Consider the following 16159-nt stretch of genomic DNA (forward strand, 5'->3'; position numbering starts at 1 on the left):
CTCAACTAACGCTCCTGGTTGTGGGGGCCGCCGAACCGGCTGTCGGTGGCCTGGCCGTTCGTGTCAGTTCCAGCAGTGCGCCCTTGCTGGACGCCACGCCGCAGATTACTCAACCTGCCGCGGACGTCCTCCGGTGCGCGGGAGACCTGTGGGCCGCCCTGCGGGGTCTGCGCCGCGGCACCCGGGACCAGATTGGCCCGGGGGACGCGGCGGGGCAGGCCGGAGGGGGTGACCCCGCCTGCCTTGGGCTCGCGGACCTGCTCGGCCCGCTGCCAGTGCTCGTCGTTGGTGGACCGCCAGCCGCTGTCGTCCGGTTCGGCTTCGGCTGGTGGCTCGGCTGACTCCTGTGCGGGCTGCTTCGGCTGTTCCTGCGACGAACTGTCCTGCCGACGCTCGCGGCGGGGCAAGCCTGCGTCCGTCAGCGAAGGCGAGACTACGCTCTCCCGCGGTGCTTGCGGGAGCGGCGTTACCGATTCCGTTACCTCCGGTTCAGCCGCGGGCCAGTCGTCCTGAGCGGCCGGGTAACCGGGGAACCGCGGGGTGTGACCGGGCTGCTCGTCATACCCGGGATCGTACGCCTGTGCGGCGAAACCGTTCTCCTCGTAGCCCGCGGGCTGCTGCGGGAAGGCGGCGCCGTCCTGTGCGTAGGCGCCGTCCTGCGCGTAGGTGCCCTCCTGCGGGTAGCCGCCGTCTTCGGCGTAGCCGGCCTCCTGCGCGAAGGCCGGGCCGTCGGGCTCGGTGAAGTTCCCGGTCCTGAAGCCCTGCTCGTACGCCTGCTGCTGGTACGCGGGGTCGTAGCTCTGGTCGTAGCCCGTTTCGTAGCCCTGGTCGAAGGCGGCGGCCGGTGCGCCCGGCTGCTCGTACGGCGCGTCCGGCTGCTCGTACCCCTGGCCGCCGAAACCGGGCTCGTACGGCTGTTCCCCGTACTCCGCCGGCTCCTGCCGCTGGTGGGGCAGCTCGGCCTCCTCCTGCGGGGTTCCGGCGGCCGCTTCGAGCTGGGCGCGGCGCTCCTCGCGCATCAGGGAGCGGCCCACCGGGTTCAGCGACTCGTAGCGCGAGTCGTCGAAGCCCAGCTCGGCGGCGGTGCGGCGGCCCGCCGCGGCGGCGTCCTCGTCGTGCTCGGGGACGATCCGCGAGACCGTGAAGTCCCGGTCCTCCTCCACCCGCGGCTCCTCGCCGCCACCGCCGTGGGTGATCGGCTCGGGCAGCATCACCAGCGACGTGGTGCCGGCCTGCTCGCCGGAAGGCCGCAGCTGGACCCGGATGCCGTGCCGGTCGGCCAGCCGCCCGACCACGAACAGGCCCATCCGCTTGGCCACCTCGACGTCGACCGTGGGCGGGTTGGCCAGCTTGTGGTTGATGTCGGCGAAGTCCGCCGTCGTCAGGCCGATGCCGCGGTCGTGGATCTCGATCATCACCCGGCCGTCCGGCAGCCGGGTCGCGGTCACCCGGACCTTGGTCTGCGGCGAGGAGAAGGTGGTGGCGTTCTCCAGCAGCTCGGCGAGCAGATGCACCAGGTCGGTGACCGCGCTGCCGTGGATATCCGTCTCCGGGATGCCCACCAGCTCGATCCGCTCGTACGCCTCCACCTCCGAGGCGGCCGCGCGCATCACGTCCACCAGCGGCACCGGCTGGTTCCACTGGCGGGCCGTCTCCTCGCCCGCCAGGACCAGGAGGTTCTCGCCGTTGCGGCGCATACGGGTGGCCAGGTGGTCGAGGTCGAAGAGGTTCGCGAGCTGCTCGGGGTCGCCCTCGTTGTTCTCCAGATCGGTGATCAGGGTGAGCTGGCGCTCGATGAGGCCCTGGTTGCGCAGGGACAGGTTGGTGAAGATCGCGTTGACGTTGCCGCGCAGCAGCGCCTGCTCGGCGGCCAGCCGCACCGCCTCCCGGTGCACCTGGTCGAAGGCGCGGGCCACCTCGCCGATCTCGTCCCGGGTGTTGATCGGGATGGGCGCGACTTGGGTGTCCACCCGGCCGGGGTCGGTGCGCGAGAGCTGGTCGACCAGGGCCGGCAGCCGGGTCTCGGCGATGTCGAAGGCCGCGCCGCGCAGCCGGCGCATGCTGCGGCTCATCGAGCGGGCCATCATCGCCGCCAGCACGAAGGCCAGGATCAGGGCGGCGACCACGATCGCGGAGTTGACGATCGCGTCCCGCCGGGCGTTGTCGGCGATCTTCTTCGCGTCGTGCGCGGCCTGGGCGGCCAGGGCGACCTCGACCGTGCGGTAGGCGTCGAAGGACAGCGTGGAGGCGCCGAAGTAGGAGTCCGCCGTGATGCCCTCGGCGCGGAGCTGGGCGGCGGTGCGGCCGGGCGTCGCGATCTCGGTGACCATCTTGGTCAGGTCCGGCGGCACGACGAACGCGGTGTGGGCGGCCTCCGCCTTGCGCTGCGCGTCGGCCGTCGCGGCCTGGCCCTTCTTCTGCGCGGCGTCCTGCGCGTCCTGCAGCCGCGCCTGGTCGGCCGCCGTGCCACCGCCCTTGAACTCCTCGAGCGCGATGCCCTGGAGGTACTCGTACGAGCCCAGCGCCGTCTTCTGCTGCGCCAGCTCCTTCGGCGGCACCGGCTTCTCCACCAGGATGTGGGTGCCGATCGACCGGGTCAGCGACTCGGCCGCCTTGGCCAGCGAGACGGCGTACAGCGTCCTGCCGTACGCGGTGATGTTGCTGGTGCCGTAACCGAGTTCGTTGGCCAGCTCCATCAGCGGGTGCTGGATCTTCACGTACCATTCCTCGGTTTGCACACCGGGCAGCTGCCGGGTGTACGCGGCCTTGCGCAGCGCCGGCAGTTGCGGCTCCACCTGGCGGAAGTTGGCCACCCGGCGTTCGAGGTCGGACGTGTGCGGCATGCCGGCCGCGGCGTCGTCGAAGGTCTTGGCGGCGGCGTCGGTGGCGTCGCGGGCCGCGGTGACCGCGGGATCGTCACGCCTGCCGGCCAGCAGCGGAACCGCCGTGATGTCCCGCTCGTTGATCAGGGCGGTGCTGTACGCGGCGGCCGCCCGCACCAGGTTCGCGGTGCGCACCGCGTCCTGGGCCTGTCGCCAGGTGTCCCGCGAGCTGTTCACCCGGAAGCCGCCGAAGACCAGGGCGACCAGCACGGGGACGAGGAGGATGACGTTCAGCCGGGTGGCCATCCGCCAGTTGCGCATGGACCACCGGCCGCCCGGGTCGGGCAGCGGCGCGGTCTCGACGGCCGCCGGGTCCGCCGGCCCGCCGCGTGGCTGCGGCCCTGGGCGCTGGGGCGGCGTGAAGTTGCCCCGCGGGCCCTGTCCGGTGCCCGCCTCGGCTCGCCTGGTGTTCCTCACTGGACCAACAACCTCTCGGCGACGGCGTCACGACAGCCGTTCGTACTCTTGGGTTCTGCGAATTCCAGCACGTCATGGCGGTGCTAGCCAAACGTTCCGGAGATGGGGACTGGTGTGCGAACGGGCAAAGTAAAACGGGCATAAGCCTAAAGCATCGGCAAACCATATGACAGACGTGCGCGCAATGGCACCGGGTGAGCGCGAGCCGTGTTCGTTGACCGATGAAACTCCCCCGAAATGTTATGAAGACGGGGACCCGCCGTGTCCTGCGACACGGTGGGTCCCCGTCTTCCGATACCGCCCACGATCTGGCAACTTCCCGGCGGCGGAGGGCAGTTGCCATGTCCCGCCGCCCGGGCCGTCCGGAGGCTACTTCAGCCGCGCGAGCAGCGCGTGCTCGACCAGTGTGATCAGCGCGCTCTTCGCCTCCGCCCGGTGCCGGGCGTCGGTGGTGATGATGGGCGCCTCCGGGCCGATCTGGAGGGCCTCGCGCACCTCCTCCGGCCGGTAGGGCTGGTGCCCGTCGAAGCCGTTGAGGGCGATGACGAACGGCAGGCCGCTGTTCTCGAAGTAGTCCACCGCCGGGAAGCAGTCCGCGAGCCTGCGGGTGTCCACCAGCACCACGGCGCCGATCGCGCCGCGCACCAGGTCGTCCCACATGAACCAGAACCGGTCCTGGCCGGGCGTACCGAACAGGTACAGGATCAGGTCGTCGTCCAGCGTGATGCGGCCGAAGTCCATGGCCACCGTGGTGGTGGTCTTGTCCTGCACATGGCTCAGGTCGTCGATGCCCGCCGACGCGGAGGTCATCACGGCCTCCGTGCGCAGCGGGTTGATCTCCGACACCGCGCCGACGAACGTGGTCTTGCCCACGCCGAAGCCCCCCGCCACCACGATTTTCGCGGAGGTCGTGGACCGCATCGGCGGCGCGCCGTACGCGGCCTGCGGCTGCGGCCTAGAGCTTCCGAAGTCCACTGAGCACCCTCTCAAGCAGAGTCACATCCGGCTGGCCGCCTGCCTCGCCGGTACCCGGCTGGTGGATGGCGACCATCCCCGCCTCGGCGAGGTCGGCCACGAGGATCCGGGCCACGCCGAGCGGAATGGCGAGCAGAGCGGAGATCTCGGCCACCGACTTGATCTCCCGGGTCAGGTGGCATATCCGCTGGTGTTCGGGGAGCAGCCCCGCATACTGCACCGGGTCCGCGGTCGTGCTGACCAGCGCCTCGATGGCGAGCTGGTAGCGGGGCCTGGTGCGGCCACCGGTCATGGCGTACGGCCGCACCAGCGGCTGGTCGCCTTCCACCCCGTACGACGCATGGTGGGGAGCGCCGTACGGGCCCGGCGAGGCGGGTGGCGGGGTCATGAGGGTCCTCCGTGTCCGGGCAGTGCTGTGGCTGGTGGTGCCGTGCTTCGCTGATGCGGAATGACGGGAACGTGCGGTTGACGCTTCGAGGAGGCTAGGCGTCGCGGTTCGTGCGGATTTCTCTGTGCGTGTTTCTCAGCGCGTGTTTCTCAGTGCATGAGGCTGCCCTGGAGCTCGGCCCTGAGGTCCGGGGTGAGTACGGTGCCCGCTCGGTCGACGAGCAGGGCCATTTCGTATCCGACGAGGCCGATGTCGCACTCGGGGTGGGCGAGTACGGCCAGGGAGGAGCCGTCGGAGACGGACATGATGAACAGGAAGCCGCGTTCCATCTCGACCACTGTCTGGTTGACGCTGCCGCCCTCGAAGATGCGGGAGGCCCCGGCGGTCAGGGAGGTCAGGCCTGAGGCGACGGCGGCGAGCTGGTCGGCGCGGTCGCGCGGGAATCCGTCGGACATCGCGAGCAGCAGGCCGTCGGCGGAGACCACAACGGTGTGGGACACCCCGGGGGTGTTGTCCACGAAGTTGGTGATCAACCAGTTCAGATTCTGTGCCGCCTGGCTCATCGCACTCAACTAACGCTCCTGGTTGTTCGTGCCAAAGCCGCGGCCGTCGGTGCTGCCGCCGGCCTGGCGGCCTTGCTGGATACCCCTACGGAGGCTGGTCAGGCGACCGCGGACGTCGTCGGGGGCCCGGGAGACCTGCGGACCGCCCTGGGGCGCCGGCGGCTGCGCGGCGCCGCCCGGTACCAGGTTCGCCCGCGGCACCCGGCGGGGCAGACCCGAGGGGGTCACGCCGCCCGCCGAAGGTTCGCGCACTTGCTCGGCCCGCTGCCGCAGCGCGTCGTTGGGCGAGGTGCGCCAGTTCGGGGTCTCGCGGGGCAGCGGCTGGGCGACCGGCGCGGCAGGCGCCGCCTGGCCCGCCGGGGCGCCGTTCGGCCGCTGCGGACCGCCCGCGCCGGGTCCGGTGGTACGGGGCCGCTGCGGCGGCGCCGTACGGCCCACCGGACGCGGCGGCGGGGCCTGCTGGCCGCGACCCTGGTCCACGTGGATCGCCTGCATGCGCTCGGCCTGACCGGTGCGGAACCAGTCCGACTCCATGGAGGCGAAGATCGGCGTCGGCTCGTCGCCGCGGGTCGGCGCGGGCGGCAGCGCCATCGGCTCGACGGCCGGCGGGAGCTGCGGCTCGGGCCGCTGCGGCGGGCGCTGCCGGCCGGGCTGCGGGAGGGGGAACTGCCCGGTGTCGCCCTCGGTGGCCGGCTGCTGCGGCACCGGGTACTGGCCCGAGGTGTCCGCCGCGGGCCCCTGGTCGCTGCCGGGACCGGGCAGCGGCTGCGAGCCGGTGTCGTACCGGTCGCCGGAGCCGTCCTGGCCGGGCGTCCAGCCCGGGGTGCCCTGCGGGCCGCGCGGGCCGCGCTGCGGCAGCCCGCCGCGCGCGGGCACCGGCCCGGGCATCTGCGGCACGGGGAACTCCCCGGTGCCGTCCTCGCGGATCGGCGGGAACTGCGCGGTGTCGCCGGGGCCGCCCTGCAACGGGGCGAGCGGGAACCGCCCGGTGTCGCCCGGCCGGCCGGCACGGCCCGGGACCGGGAACTCGCCGGTGTCCCCGGGGCCGTTCTGGCCGCCCTGGAGGGGACCGCCCTGGAGGTTCTGCGCCGGGGTGTTCTGCAGGGGGCCGTTCTGGACCGGGCCGTTCTGCGCCGGGCCGTTCTGGCCGCCCCGGCCGGGCATCTCGAACTGGCCGGTGCCGTACGGGTCCTGCTGCGGGCCGCGGCCCTGACCGTAGGTCCGGCCGTAGTCCTGGTCGCCGGCCGGTCCGCCCTGCGCCGGTCCGCCCTGCGCGGTCGGCGCGAAGTCGTCCTCGCGGATCGGCGGGAACTGCGCGGTGTCGCCGGGGCCGCCCCGCAACGGGCCGGCCGGGGCGCGGCCGGTGTCGCGCGGGCCGTTCTGCCCGGGGCGCGCGGCCGGGCCCGGCTGCCCGCCGAAGACGTCGGAGCGGAATCCGTTCGGACCGGTGGACTGGGCCTGCGGGGGCGGGAAGCCGCCCGGCTGGGCTCCCGCGCCGTAGGCGGCGGGGGCGCCGGGGACGCCCTGGCCGGGACCCTGCGGTCCGCCGGGACGGCCGGGCTGCTGCTGCCCCTGGCCGGGACCCTGCGGTCGACCGGCGGGACCCTGGCCCTGGCCCTGGGCGGGAGCGCCGGGGCGCCCGCCGAACAGGTCGGGGGACTGCTGCGGGAACTCCGCGGTCGGGGTGGCCCCGGAGGAGTCGAAGGCGTCGAAGGACGGCATCGCCTCGACGTCCTCGTGGCCGCGAGGGGTGTCCATCAGGCCGCGGTCGTCCGGGAAGTCCTGCGAGCCGTCGGAGGCCGCCCAGCGGGGCGTGCCCGGCTGCTGCGGTCCGCCGGGGCGGCCGCCGCCCGTGCCCGCGCCGATGGCCTGCCGCGGCGCGCCGCCGCCGACCTGGCCGCGCTGCTGGCCGGCGCCCGCCGCGCGGGGGGAGTTGCCGAAGGCGTTGGCTATGCCCGAGCCGCCGCCCGCCGCGGGAGCGCCCGCCGGACGTCCGCCGGCGGGGGCCTTCGGCGCCGCGCCGCCCTGCGTGACGTCCACCGGCAGCATGACCAGCGCCGTCGTACCGCCGGAGTCCGAGGGGCGGAGCTGGATGCGGATGCCGTGCCGCAGGGACAGCCGGCCGACCACGAACAGGCCCATGCGGCGGGAGACGGACACGTCCACCGTCGGCGGGTTCGCCAGCCGCTCGTTGATGTCGGCCAGGTCCTCGGGGGACAGGCCGATGCCGGTGTCGTGGATCTCGATCAGCACGCGGCCGTCGGGCAGTGAGTGGCCGGTGACGCGGACCTTGGTCTGCGGCGAGGAGAACGAGGTGGCGTTCTCCAGCAGCTCGGCCAGCAGGTGCACGAGGTCGTTGACGATGCGGCCGGTGACCTCGGCGGACGGCACCGAGGTCAGCTCGATGCGCTCGTACTGCTCCACCTCGGACGCGGCGGCGCGCAGCACGTCGACCAGCGGCACCGGGCGGGTCCACCGGCGGCCCGGCTCCTCACCGGCGAGGACCAGCAGGTTCTCGCCGTTGCGGCGCATACGGGTGGCCAGGTGGTCCAGCTTGAACAGCGAGGACAGCTGGTCCGGATCCGCCTCGCGGGACTCCAGCTCGGAGATCAGCGACAACTGGCGCTGGATGAGGCCCTGGCTGCGGCGGGAGAGGTTGGTGAACATCGCGTTGACGTTGCCGCGCAGCAGGGCCTGCTCGGCGGCGAGCCGTACCGCCTCGCTGTGGACCTCGTCGAAGGCCCGGGCCACCTGGCCGATCTCGTCGCGGCTGTTGATGCCGATCGACTCGACCGAGGTGTCCACGTCCTGCGGGTCGGACTCCGACAGCTGCTTGACCAGCTCGGGCAGCCGCTTCTGGGCGACGTCCTGGGCGGTCTGCTGCAGCCTGCGCAGCGAGCGGATCATCGAGCGGGCGACGACGAAGGCGCCGACCACGGCGACACCGAGGACCAGCAGGATGATCGCGCCGGAGATCAGCGCGGAGCGCTTGGCCTCGTCCTGCAGCTTGAGCGCCTTCTGCTGCATCTCGTTCAGCAGCGAGCGCTCGATCTGGTTCATCGCCTGGATCTTGGTCTTCGCGGCGTCGTCCCAGTCCAGGTAGGACATGTCGATCTTGTTGATCGCGTTCTGCGAGGCCGCGATCCGCCGCCGCACCGTCTCGTGCGCGGAGATGATGTCGTTGCCGCCCTGGATGGGCTTGAGCAGGTCGGCGCTGGCCGGACCGTAGATCTTCTGGAACTTGCTGATCTGGGTGTCCTCGTCGGAGGCGGCCCAGCGCACGGTCTGGAAGTCGGTCGGGCTCAGCGTCTTGCCATGGGCGAACGCGGCGCTGATCACCGCCCGCTGGATCGACTCGTACTCCTTGGCGGAGGAGAACGCGGCCAGCGAGCGGGTGCTCTGGATCATCTCCGGGTTGTTGGTCGCCTGCGCCATGTCCTGGGACAGCGACAGCAGGTTCTGCACCAGGCCGTCGTACTCCGAGACCGTCTGCGCGATGCCGGCGCCGTCGGTGTACGCCTCGTCGCGGATCTCCGCGAGGTTCGACAGCTGGGTGCCGATCGCCAGCAGGGTCGCGCGGACGCCCTTGAAGACCGGGTCGCTGTCCGAGACGTTGTCGCTGGCGACCTTGTAGAGGTGCAGCTCGCGGTCGGTGGCCTGGCGGGAGGCGGCGACGGCGTCGTTGCTGCGCTGACCGGCGGTGATCGGGCCGGCGGAGGCGTCGCGCTCCTCCTGGAGCGCGGCGGCCAGGTCGGTCGCGTGCTCGGTGATGTCGGTCAGCGTCGCCATGTGCTTGAGCTGGTTGATCTTGTCCAGCGAGCTGACGATGCTGTTCGCGCCGAGCGCCGAGGCGGTGACCACCGGGAGGGCGAGCAGGGAGACCAGCCGTGTGCTGATGCGCCAGTTGCGCATGGCTATACGGGGACCCGGTTTGCCCTCCAGCCCGGTGATCCGGCCCGCCTCGATGCCGCTGGGCATGTTCGACCGTCCGGTGGCCGCAGCGCTCCCCGGCGTGGCGGCTCCGGAGTCGCCGGCCGCCTGACCGGGCGTGCTGCCGGCCCCGCCGGGCTGCTGCTCCGGGTCACCCGCAGCGCCGCTGTCCCTCTTGAAACGTCCCTGCACTAGCGTCGCAACCTCTGGACCAGGCGTCCCCCGCGTGAAGCGGACAGGACGGTGTCGAGTCGTGGGGGCTCGGACCGCCCCGGGTCGCGGGGTGGCCGTCGGGCCCTTCACCGCTGCTCGGTGCTCGTACGCGCCCCCTGCGCGACGGCTCGATGTGATGCTGCGGTCCGGGGAATTCCAGCACAGTGCCGGATCTATCAACAAGGCCCGTAGCCGACCTGTTGGAATGTGTCACTCGGTGCGTCGGGCCAAGTACGGAGCGTGGAGCCACGAACCGGTCGAAACGTGCGGATCCCGACATGGCGGGCGAGCCCGGGCGGACCCGGCCCGGTGGCCGGGCTCCGTCCGTCACGGGTGATGTGTCGTCATACGGGTTCGATGTCCGGCTTGCGGCGGGCGCCGAATCGTCCGGAACACGCCTTGTGCGACTCGCTTCGTGAGCAAAATCACAGCCCGTCAGATGTTGGTGCCACGGAGAACGGGGAACAGGCGCGACTACCCTGAGCCTTTACAAAAGCGGCGTACTGTCCACCGTTCCGCGCCACGCGCGGAGCCCCGAGTCCCGAGGTCCCCACGGCCCATGAAGACCACGCTGATGCACCGTCAGACGATCGCCAACCCGCGGCGCACCACCCTCGCGCACCTGAAGGACGCGAGCGAGCTGCTGGGCGGCGCGGCGGCCGCCGGGAGCGACGCCGGATCCGGTGAGGGCGCGCAGGCCGGTGCCGTGCCCCGCGTGCTGCCGAGCCGTACCGCGAACCCCCGCCGCACCGTACTCACCGAGCTGCCGCCGACCACCCTCGCCCCCTGACCCGCCGCCGCCCGCCGGTCCCGCGCCGCCGTCCGGCCTTCGCGAGCCCTTCGGGACGTACCCGTTGACCTGCGCCTTTCGTGCGGTCGGGCGGAAGGTTCCCGGCCGCTAGGCTGAAGACATGCGCATCGCCAGGTTCTCCATCGACGGGAACGTCGCCTTCGGCGCGGTCGAGGGCGACCCCGCAGGCCCGGACGGTCCCGGCGGGACCGGCGGCACCGAGGGGCTCGTCCTCGACATCATCAAGGGCGTCCCCTTCGCGGACTTCGAGCTGTCGGGTACGAAGGTGCCGCTGGACAAGGTGCGGCTCCTGCCGCCCGTGCTCCCCAGCAAGGTCGTCGCGATCGGCAGGAACTACGCCGAGCACGCCGCCGAACTGGACCATGAGGTCCCCGCCGCGCCCTGGGCGTTCTTCAAACCGTCAACCTCGGTCATCGGTCCGGGTGACCCGATCGTGTACCCCTCCTTCTCCCAGGAGGTCCACCACGAGGCGGAACTGGCGGTCGTCATCGGCCGGTTGTGCCGCGAGGTGCCGCGCGAACGGGTCAAGGACGTCGTCCTCGGCTACACCTGCGCCAACGACGTGACCGCCCGGGACGCCCAGCGCACCGAGAAGCAGTGGGCCCGCGCCAAGGGCTTCGACTCCTCGTGCCCGCTCGGCCCCTGGATCGAGACCGGACTGGACCTCGCCGCCGCCTCCGACCTCGCGATCACCGCGACCGTCAACGGCGAGCTGCGCCAGGCCGGCCGCACCGGCCAGATGATCAACTCGATCGAGGACCTGATCGTCAACATCACCGAGGCGATGACGCTGCTCCCCGGCGACGTCGTGCTCACCGGAACCCCCGCGGGCGTCGGCCCGCTGCTCCCCGGCGACGAGGTCGCCGTCACCATCGAAGGCATCGGCACTCTCACCAACAAGGTGATCTCGCGTGGCTAGCGCAGCAACTCCCACGGGCGTCCGCGTCCGCTTCTGTCCCTCGCCGACCGGCAACCCGCACGTGGGCCTGGTCCGCACCGCCCTGTTCAACTGGGCCTTCGCCCGCCACCACCAGGGCACCCTCGTCTTCCGCATCGAGGACACCGATGCGGCCCGCGACTCCGAGGAGTCCTACGCGCAGCTCCTCGACTCCATGCGCTGGCTCGGCCTGGACTGGGACGAAGGCCCCGAGGTGGGCGGTCCGTACGCGCCGTACCGGCAGTCGCAGCGGATGGAGATCTACGCCGACGTCGCCCGCCGCCTGAAGGAGGCCGGGCACGCGTACGACTGCTACTGCACCAACGAGGAGCTGGAGGAGCGCCGTGCCGAGGCCCGCGCCGCCGGCCGGCCCTCCGGGTACGACGGCAAGTGCCGCACCCTGAGCGACGAGCAGGTGGCCGCCTACCGGGCCGAGGGCCGTACCCCCATCGTCCGCTTCCGCATGCCCGACGAGCCGATCACCTTCACCGACCTGGTGCGCGGCGAGCTGACCTTCACCCCGGAGAACGTGCCGGACTACGGCATCGTCCGGGCCAACGGCGCCCCCCTCTACACCCTGGTCAACCCGGTGGACGACGCCCTGATGCGGATCACGCACGTGCTGCGCGGCGAGGACCTGCTGTCCTCCACCCCCCGCCAGATCGCGCTCTACCACGCGCTGACCGAGCTGGGCGTGGCCGACGGCGTGCCCGCCTTCGGCCACCTGCCCTACGTCATGGGAGAGGGCAACAAGAAGCTGTCCAAGCGCGACCCGGAGTCGTCGCTGAGCCTGTACCGCGAGCGCGGCTTCCTGCCCGAGGGCCTGCTCAACTACCTGTCACTGCTCGGCTGGTCGTACTCCGCCGACCAGGACGTCTTCTCGCTGGCCGAAATGGTGGCGGCGTTCGACATCGCCGACGTCAACGCCAACCCCGCCAGGTTCGACCTGAGGAAGGCCGAGGCGATCAACGCGGACCACATCCGCCGCATGGAGCCCAAGGCGTTCGCCGAGGCGTGCGCGCCATGGTTGCGGGCTCCGTACGCGCCCTGGGCGCCGGAGGCGTTCGACGAGGCCGCCTGGCAGGCCATCGCCCCGCACGCGCAGACCCGGCTCACCGTCCTGTCCGACATCACCGCCAACGTCGACTTCCTCTTCCTGGACACTCCCGTCGAGGACGAGGCCTCGTGGGCCAAGGCGATGAAGGAGGGCTCCCGGGAGCTGCTGCGCACCGCCCGGGAGAAGCTGGCCGGGGCCGACTGGTCGGCCCCGGAGCCGCTGAAGGAGGCGGTGCTGGCGGCCGGCGAGGAGCACGGCCTCAAGCTCGGCAAGGCCCAGGCGCCGGTACGCGTCGCCGTCACCGGCCGCACGATCGGCCTGCCGCTCTTCGAGTCCCTCCAGGTCCTCGGCCGCGAGCGCACCCTGGCGCGCATCGACGCGGCCCTGGAGAAGCTGGGCGGCTGAGGACCCGGCCCCTCGTCGCCGTGCCGCGCCGAGGGGGACGGCCTTAGGCTCGGAGCATGGCGATCCGAGCCGTTGTTTGGGACATCGACGACACGATCTTCGACTACGCCGGCGCCGACCGGACCGGCATGCGCAACCACCTGGAACACGAGGGCCTGCCCGACTGGTGCGACACCGTCGAGCGGGCCCTCGTGTGCTGGAAGGAGCTCACCGAAGCGCACTGGCGGCGGTTCGCGGCCGGCGAGTGCGACTTCCAGGGGCAGCGCAGGGACCGGGTCCGCGACTTCCTGCGGCTGCCCCTGAGCGACGAGGAGGCGGACGCCTACTTCCAGCGGCACGCCGCGCACTACGAGGCCGCCTGGGCGCTGTTCCCGGACACCGTGCCCGCCCTGGACACCCTCGCCGGCCACCGGCACGCCGTGCTGTCCAACTCTGCCTTCGTCAACCAGGACCGCAAGCTGCGCGTCCTGGGCGTGCGGGACCGTTTCGAGGCGCTGCTGTGCGCGGCCGAACTGGGGGTCTCCAAGCCGGAGCCCGCGGCCTTCCACGCGGCCTGCCAGGCGCTGGGGCTGGCGCCGCACGAGGTGGCGTACGTGGGCAACGAACCGGACATCGACGCGCGCGGGGCCGTCGAGGCCGGGCTGCTGGGCATCTGGCTGGACCGGCTGGACATCGGGGGGCGGCCGGACCTGACGCGGATCACCGGGCTCGCCGAACTGCCCGGGCTGCTCGGCGGCGATACCCGTTTTGGAGCCGTGTCCCGCATCGGGTAATGTTCTTCCTGCGCCGCCGGAGAGGGCAAGAAGCCCGGGCCGGTGATCGCAAAGCCTGACGAAGCCCCCAGCAGGGGGTTGCGTTTTGGTGGGGTATGGTGTAATTGGCAGCACGACTGATTCTGGTTCAGTTAGTCTAGGTTCGAGTCCTGGTACCCCAGCGCAGCACACTGCGCAGCAAGTTTCTGTGCGAGCCCCCGTTGTGTAGCGGCCTAGCACGCTGCCCTCTCAAGGCAGTAGCGCCGGTTCGAATCCGGTCGGGGGTACTGTGTCCTGACAAGGACATCCAGGCCCGCCCCCGTTGTGTAGCGGCCTAGCACGCCGCCCTCTCAAGGCGGTAGCGCCGGTTCGAATCCGGTCGGGGGTACGCATCACGGCATCTGCCACGAGGAAGCCCGCCGCACCAGCGGCGGGCTTCCTCCGTGTCGCGACCCTGCTCCGCAACGGTCGCGGCGGCGCTCGGCCGGCCGGGCACGGCACTCCGAGCGCCGCCTCGGCGACGTGGGCCCCGCGGGGGCGGCCGGTCAGCCGGTACGGCGCAGCGCCTCGGTGAGGCGCCCGGCCGCGTCCACCACCGCTTGTGCGTGCATCCGCCCCGGGTGCCGGGTCAGCCGCTCGATGGGGCCGGAGACGGACACCGCCGCCACCACGCGGTTCGACGGCCCGCGCACGGGAGCCGAGACCGAGGCGACCCCGGGCTCGCGCTCACCGATGGACTGCGACCAGCCGCGCCGGCGCACCCCGGACAGCGCGGTCGCGGTGAAGCGCGCCCCCTGCAGGCCGCGGTGCAGGCGCTCGGGCTCCTCCCAGGCCAGGAGCACCTGCGCGGCCGAGCCCGCCTTCATCGGCAGGGTGGAGCCGACCGGGACCGTGTCCCGCAGTCCGGACAGCCGTTCCGCCGCGGCGACGCAGATCCGCATGTCGCCCTGGCGCCGGTAGAGCTGCGCGCTCTCCCCGGTCAGATCCCGCAGGTGGGTCAGTACGGGGCCGGCGGTCGCCAGCAGCCGGTCCTCGCCCGCCGCGGCCGCCAGCTCGGCCAGCCTCGGGCCCAGGATGAAGCGGCCCTGCATGTCCCTGGCCACCATCCGGTGGTGTTCGAGCGCGACCGCCAGACGGTGCGCGGTGGGGCGGGCCAGGCCCGTGGCGCCGACAAGCCCGGCCAGGGTCGCAGGGCCCGATTCCAGGGCGCTGAGCACCAGAGCCGCCTTGTCGAGAACGCCGACGCCGCTAGTGTTGTCCATGCAACGATACTCCCGTCTCACACTATGAAACGCAAGTTCAATTTTCGTGGAGAAGCGTCAGGCTGGTCACACAGCTCCCACACCGCAGGACTCACACGCACACGAACAAGCCCGCACCGCCGCGGGCCGGAGGGACAGCGATGGGTAGGACACTCGCCGAAAAAGTCTGGGACGACCACGTCGTCCGCCGCGCCGAGGGCGAGCCCGATCTGCTCTTCATCGATCTTCACCTGCTGCACGAGGTGACCAGCCCGCAGGCGTTCGACGGACTCCGGCTCACCGGGCGCAAGGTGCGGCGCACCGACCTGACCATCGCCACCGAGGACCACAACACCCCGACCCTCGACATCGACAAGCCGATCGCCGACCCGGTCTCGCGCACCCAGCTGGAGACGCTGCGCAAGAACTGCGCCGAGTTCGGCGTGCGGCTGCACCCGCTGGGCGACGTCGAGCAGGGCGTGGTGCACGTGGTCGGCCCGCAGCTCGGCCTGACCCAGCCCGGCACGACCGTGGTCTGCGGCGACTCGCACACCTCCACGCACGGCGCGTTCGGCGCGCTGGCCTTCGGCATCGGCACCTCGCAGGTCGAGCACGTGCTGGCCACCCAGACGCTGCCGCTGGCCCCGTTCAGGACGATGGCCGTGACCGTCGACGGCGAACTGCCCGAGGGCGTCACCGCCAAGGACCTGATCCTCGCCGTGATCGCCCGGATCGGCACCGGCGGCGGCCAGGGCTACGTCATCGAGTACCGCGGCTCGGCGATCGAGAAGCTGTCGATGGAATCCCGGATGACCGTCTGCAACATGTCGATCGAGGCGGGCGCGCGGGCGGGCATGATCGCCCCGGACCAGACCACCTTCGACTATCTGCAGGGCCGCCCGCACGCCCCCAAGGGCGAGGACTGGGACGCGGCGGTGGCCTACTGGAAGACCCTGCGGACCGACGAGGACGCCGTCTTCGACCACGAGGTGCGGATCGACGCGAGCACCCTGGCGCCGTTCGTCACCTGGGGCACCAACCCCGGCCAGGGCGCCCCGCTGAGCGCCTCCGTACCCGACCCCTCCTCCTTCGCCGACCCCAGCGACCGGCTGGCGGCCGAGAAGGCGCTGGAGTACATGGGCCTGGCCGCGGGCCAGCCGCTGCGCGAGGTCGCCGTGGACACCGTCTTCGTCGGCTCCTGCACCAACGGCCGGATCGAGGACCTGCGGGCCGCCGCCTCCGTGGTACGCGGCCGCAAGATCGCCGACAGTGTGCGGATGCTGGTCGTACCCGGGTCGGTCCGGGTCGCCCTCCAGGCCGTCGAGGAGGGCCTGGACAAGGTGTTCACCGAGGCGGGCGCCGAATGGCGGCACGCGGGCTGCTCGATGTGCCTGGGCATGAACCCGGACCAACTCGCGCCCGGCGAGCGCTCCGCGTCCACCTCGAACCGCAACTTCGAAGGCCGGCAGGGCAAGGGCGGCCGTACCCACCTGGTCTCCCCGCAGGTCGCCGCGGCCACCGCGGTCCTGGGGCACCTCGCCTCGCCCGCCGACCTGTCCGACGCCCCTGTCCTCGCGGAGGTCTGAGC

Annotated in this window: 11 protein-coding genes and 3 tRNA genes; 8 read left to right on the plus strand and 6 right to left on the minus strand. The window is 72.2% G+C overall.

Translation table 11 applies throughout. The annotated features are described in order from the left end of the window. Positions 1-5: 5 nt before the first annotated feature. The 5 genes from K7G61_RS10400 to K7G61_RS10420 form a co-directional block, all read right to left on the minus strand. The gene (locus K7G61_RS10400) at positions 6-3299 is read right to left on the minus strand and encodes a nitrate- and nitrite sensing domain-containing protein (protein ID WP_374204102.1); all 3294 of its coding nucleotides are present in this window, start codon (positions 3297-3299) and stop codon (positions 6-8) included. A 369-nt stretch (positions 3300-3668) separates the two neighbouring features. Next, positions 3669-4220 carry an ATP/GTP-binding protein gene (locus K7G61_RS10405; protein WP_037913673.1) on the minus strand — a complete coding sequence of 184 codons (552 nt, stop codon included), beginning with the start codon at positions 4218-4220 and terminating at the stop codon, positions 3669-3671. Positions 4221-4254: 34 nt separating this feature from the next. Next, complete coding sequence (locus tag K7G61_RS10410) at positions 4255-4662, minus strand: DUF742 domain-containing protein (RefSeq protein ID WP_225846435.1); 408 nt, start codon at positions 4660-4662, stop codon at positions 4255-4257. A 149-nt stretch (positions 4663-4811) separates the two neighbouring features. Then, complete coding sequence (locus K7G61_RS10415) at positions 4812-5225, minus strand: roadblock/LC7 domain-containing protein (protein ID WP_205043647.1); 414 nt, start codon at positions 5223-5225, stop codon at positions 4812-4814. A gap of 9 nt (positions 5226-5234) precedes the next feature. Further along, entirely contained in the window at positions 5235-9347 is a 4113-nt protein-coding gene (locus tag K7G61_RS10420) for a nitrate- and nitrite sensing domain-containing protein (RefSeq protein ID WP_225846436.1), read from the minus strand. A 580-nt stretch (positions 9348-9927) separates the two neighbouring features. On the opposite strand from K7G61_RS10420, the gene K7G61_RS10425 reads away from it, so the two are divergent. The 7 genes from K7G61_RS10425 (at position 9928) to K7G61_RS10455 (ending at position 13718) form a co-directional block, all read left to right on the plus strand. After that, the gene (locus K7G61_RS10425; protein ID WP_225846437.1) at positions 9928-10158 is read left to right on the plus strand and encodes a hypothetical protein; all 231 of its coding nucleotides are present in this window, start codon (positions 9928-9930) and stop codon (positions 10156-10158) included. A gap of 121 nt (positions 10159-10279) precedes the next feature. After that, complete coding sequence (locus K7G61_RS10430; RefSeq protein ID WP_225846438.1) at positions 10280-11098, plus strand: fumarylacetoacetate hydrolase family protein; 819 nt, start codon at positions 10280-10282, stop codon at positions 11096-11098. After that, positions 11091-12578, plus strand: a complete 1488-nt coding sequence (gltX, locus tag K7G61_RS10435; protein ID WP_225846439.1) for a glutamate--tRNA ligase — start codon at positions 11091-11093, stop codon at positions 12576-12578. Before K7G61_RS10430 ends, gltX begins: the two co-directional genes overlap by 8 nt. A 56-nt stretch (positions 12579-12634) precedes the next feature. After that, positions 12635-13351 (plus strand): HAD family hydrolase, encoded by a 717-nt coding sequence (locus tag K7G61_RS10440; RefSeq protein ID WP_225846440.1) that lies wholly within the window; start codon positions 12635-12637, stop codon positions 13349-13351. Between the two features lie 89 nt (positions 13352-13440). Further along, positions 13441-13512, plus strand: a tRNA-Gln gene (locus K7G61_RS10445). Positions 13513-13544: 32 nt separating this feature from the next. Further along, positions 13545-13617: transfer RNA gene (locus tag K7G61_RS10450), tRNA-Glu, on the plus strand. 28 nt (positions 13618-13645) lie between these two features. Beyond that, positions 13646-13718: transfer RNA gene (locus tag K7G61_RS10455), tRNA-Glu, on the plus strand. Positions 13719-13875: 157 nt separating this feature from the next. Here the strand turns inward: K7G61_RS10455 and ndgR are convergent. After that, positions 13876-14592: an IclR family transcriptional regulator NdgR gene (gene ndgR, locus K7G61_RS10460; RefSeq protein WP_225846441.1), complete on the minus strand. Its 717-nt coding sequence runs from the start codon at positions 14590-14592 to the stop codon at positions 13876-13878. Between the two features lie 140 nt (positions 14593-14732). On the opposite strand from ndgR, the gene leuC reads away from it, so the two are divergent. Continuing rightward, positions 14733-16157 carry a 3-isopropylmalate dehydratase large subunit gene (gene leuC / locus K7G61_RS10465; protein WP_225846442.1) on the plus strand — a complete coding sequence of 475 codons (1425 nt, stop codon included), beginning with the start codon at positions 14733-14735 and terminating at the stop codon, positions 16155-16157. Positions 16158-16159: the final 2 nt, after the last annotated feature.

This window comes from Streptomyces sp. HPF1205, assembly GCF_020400825.1.
In the GTDB taxonomy this organism is placed as follows: Bacteria; Actinomycetota; Actinomycetes; order Streptomycetales; family Streptomycetaceae; genus Actinacidiphila.

What these genes read in the sequence shown, in the direction of transcription:
- K7G61_RS10415 (WP_205043647.1), bottom strand. Translation starts at nt 5,225, where the DNA reads ATGAGCCAGGCGGCACAGAATCTGAACTGGTTGATCACCAACTTCGTG.
- leuC (WP_225846442.1), top strand. Translation starts at nt 14,733, where the DNA reads ATGGGTAGGACACTCGCCGAAAAAGTCTGGGACGACCACGTCGTCCGC.
- K7G61_RS10405 (WP_037913673.1), bottom strand. Translation starts at nt 4,220, where the DNA reads ATGCGGTCCACGACCTCCGCGAAAATCGTGGTGGCGGGGGGCTTCGGC.
- K7G61_RS10430 (WP_225846438.1), top strand. Translation starts at nt 10,280, where the DNA reads ATGCGCATCGCCAGGTTCTCCATCGACGGGAACGTCGCCTTCGGCGCG.
- K7G61_RS10410 (WP_225846435.1), bottom strand. Translation starts at nt 4,662, where the DNA reads ATGACCCCGCCACCCGCCTCGCCGGGCCCGTACGGCGCTCCCCACCAT.
- ndgR (WP_225846441.1), bottom strand. Translation starts at nt 14,592, where the DNA reads ATGGACAACACTAGCGGCGTCGGCGTTCTCGACAAGGCGGCTCTGGTG.
- K7G61_RS10425 (WP_225846437.1), top strand. Translation starts at nt 9,928, where the DNA reads ATGAAGACCACGCTGATGCACCGTCAGACGATCGCCAACCCGCGGCGC.
- K7G61_RS10440 (WP_225846440.1), top strand. Translation starts at nt 12,635, where the DNA reads ATGGCGATCCGAGCCGTTGTTTGGGACATCGACGACACGATCTTCGAC.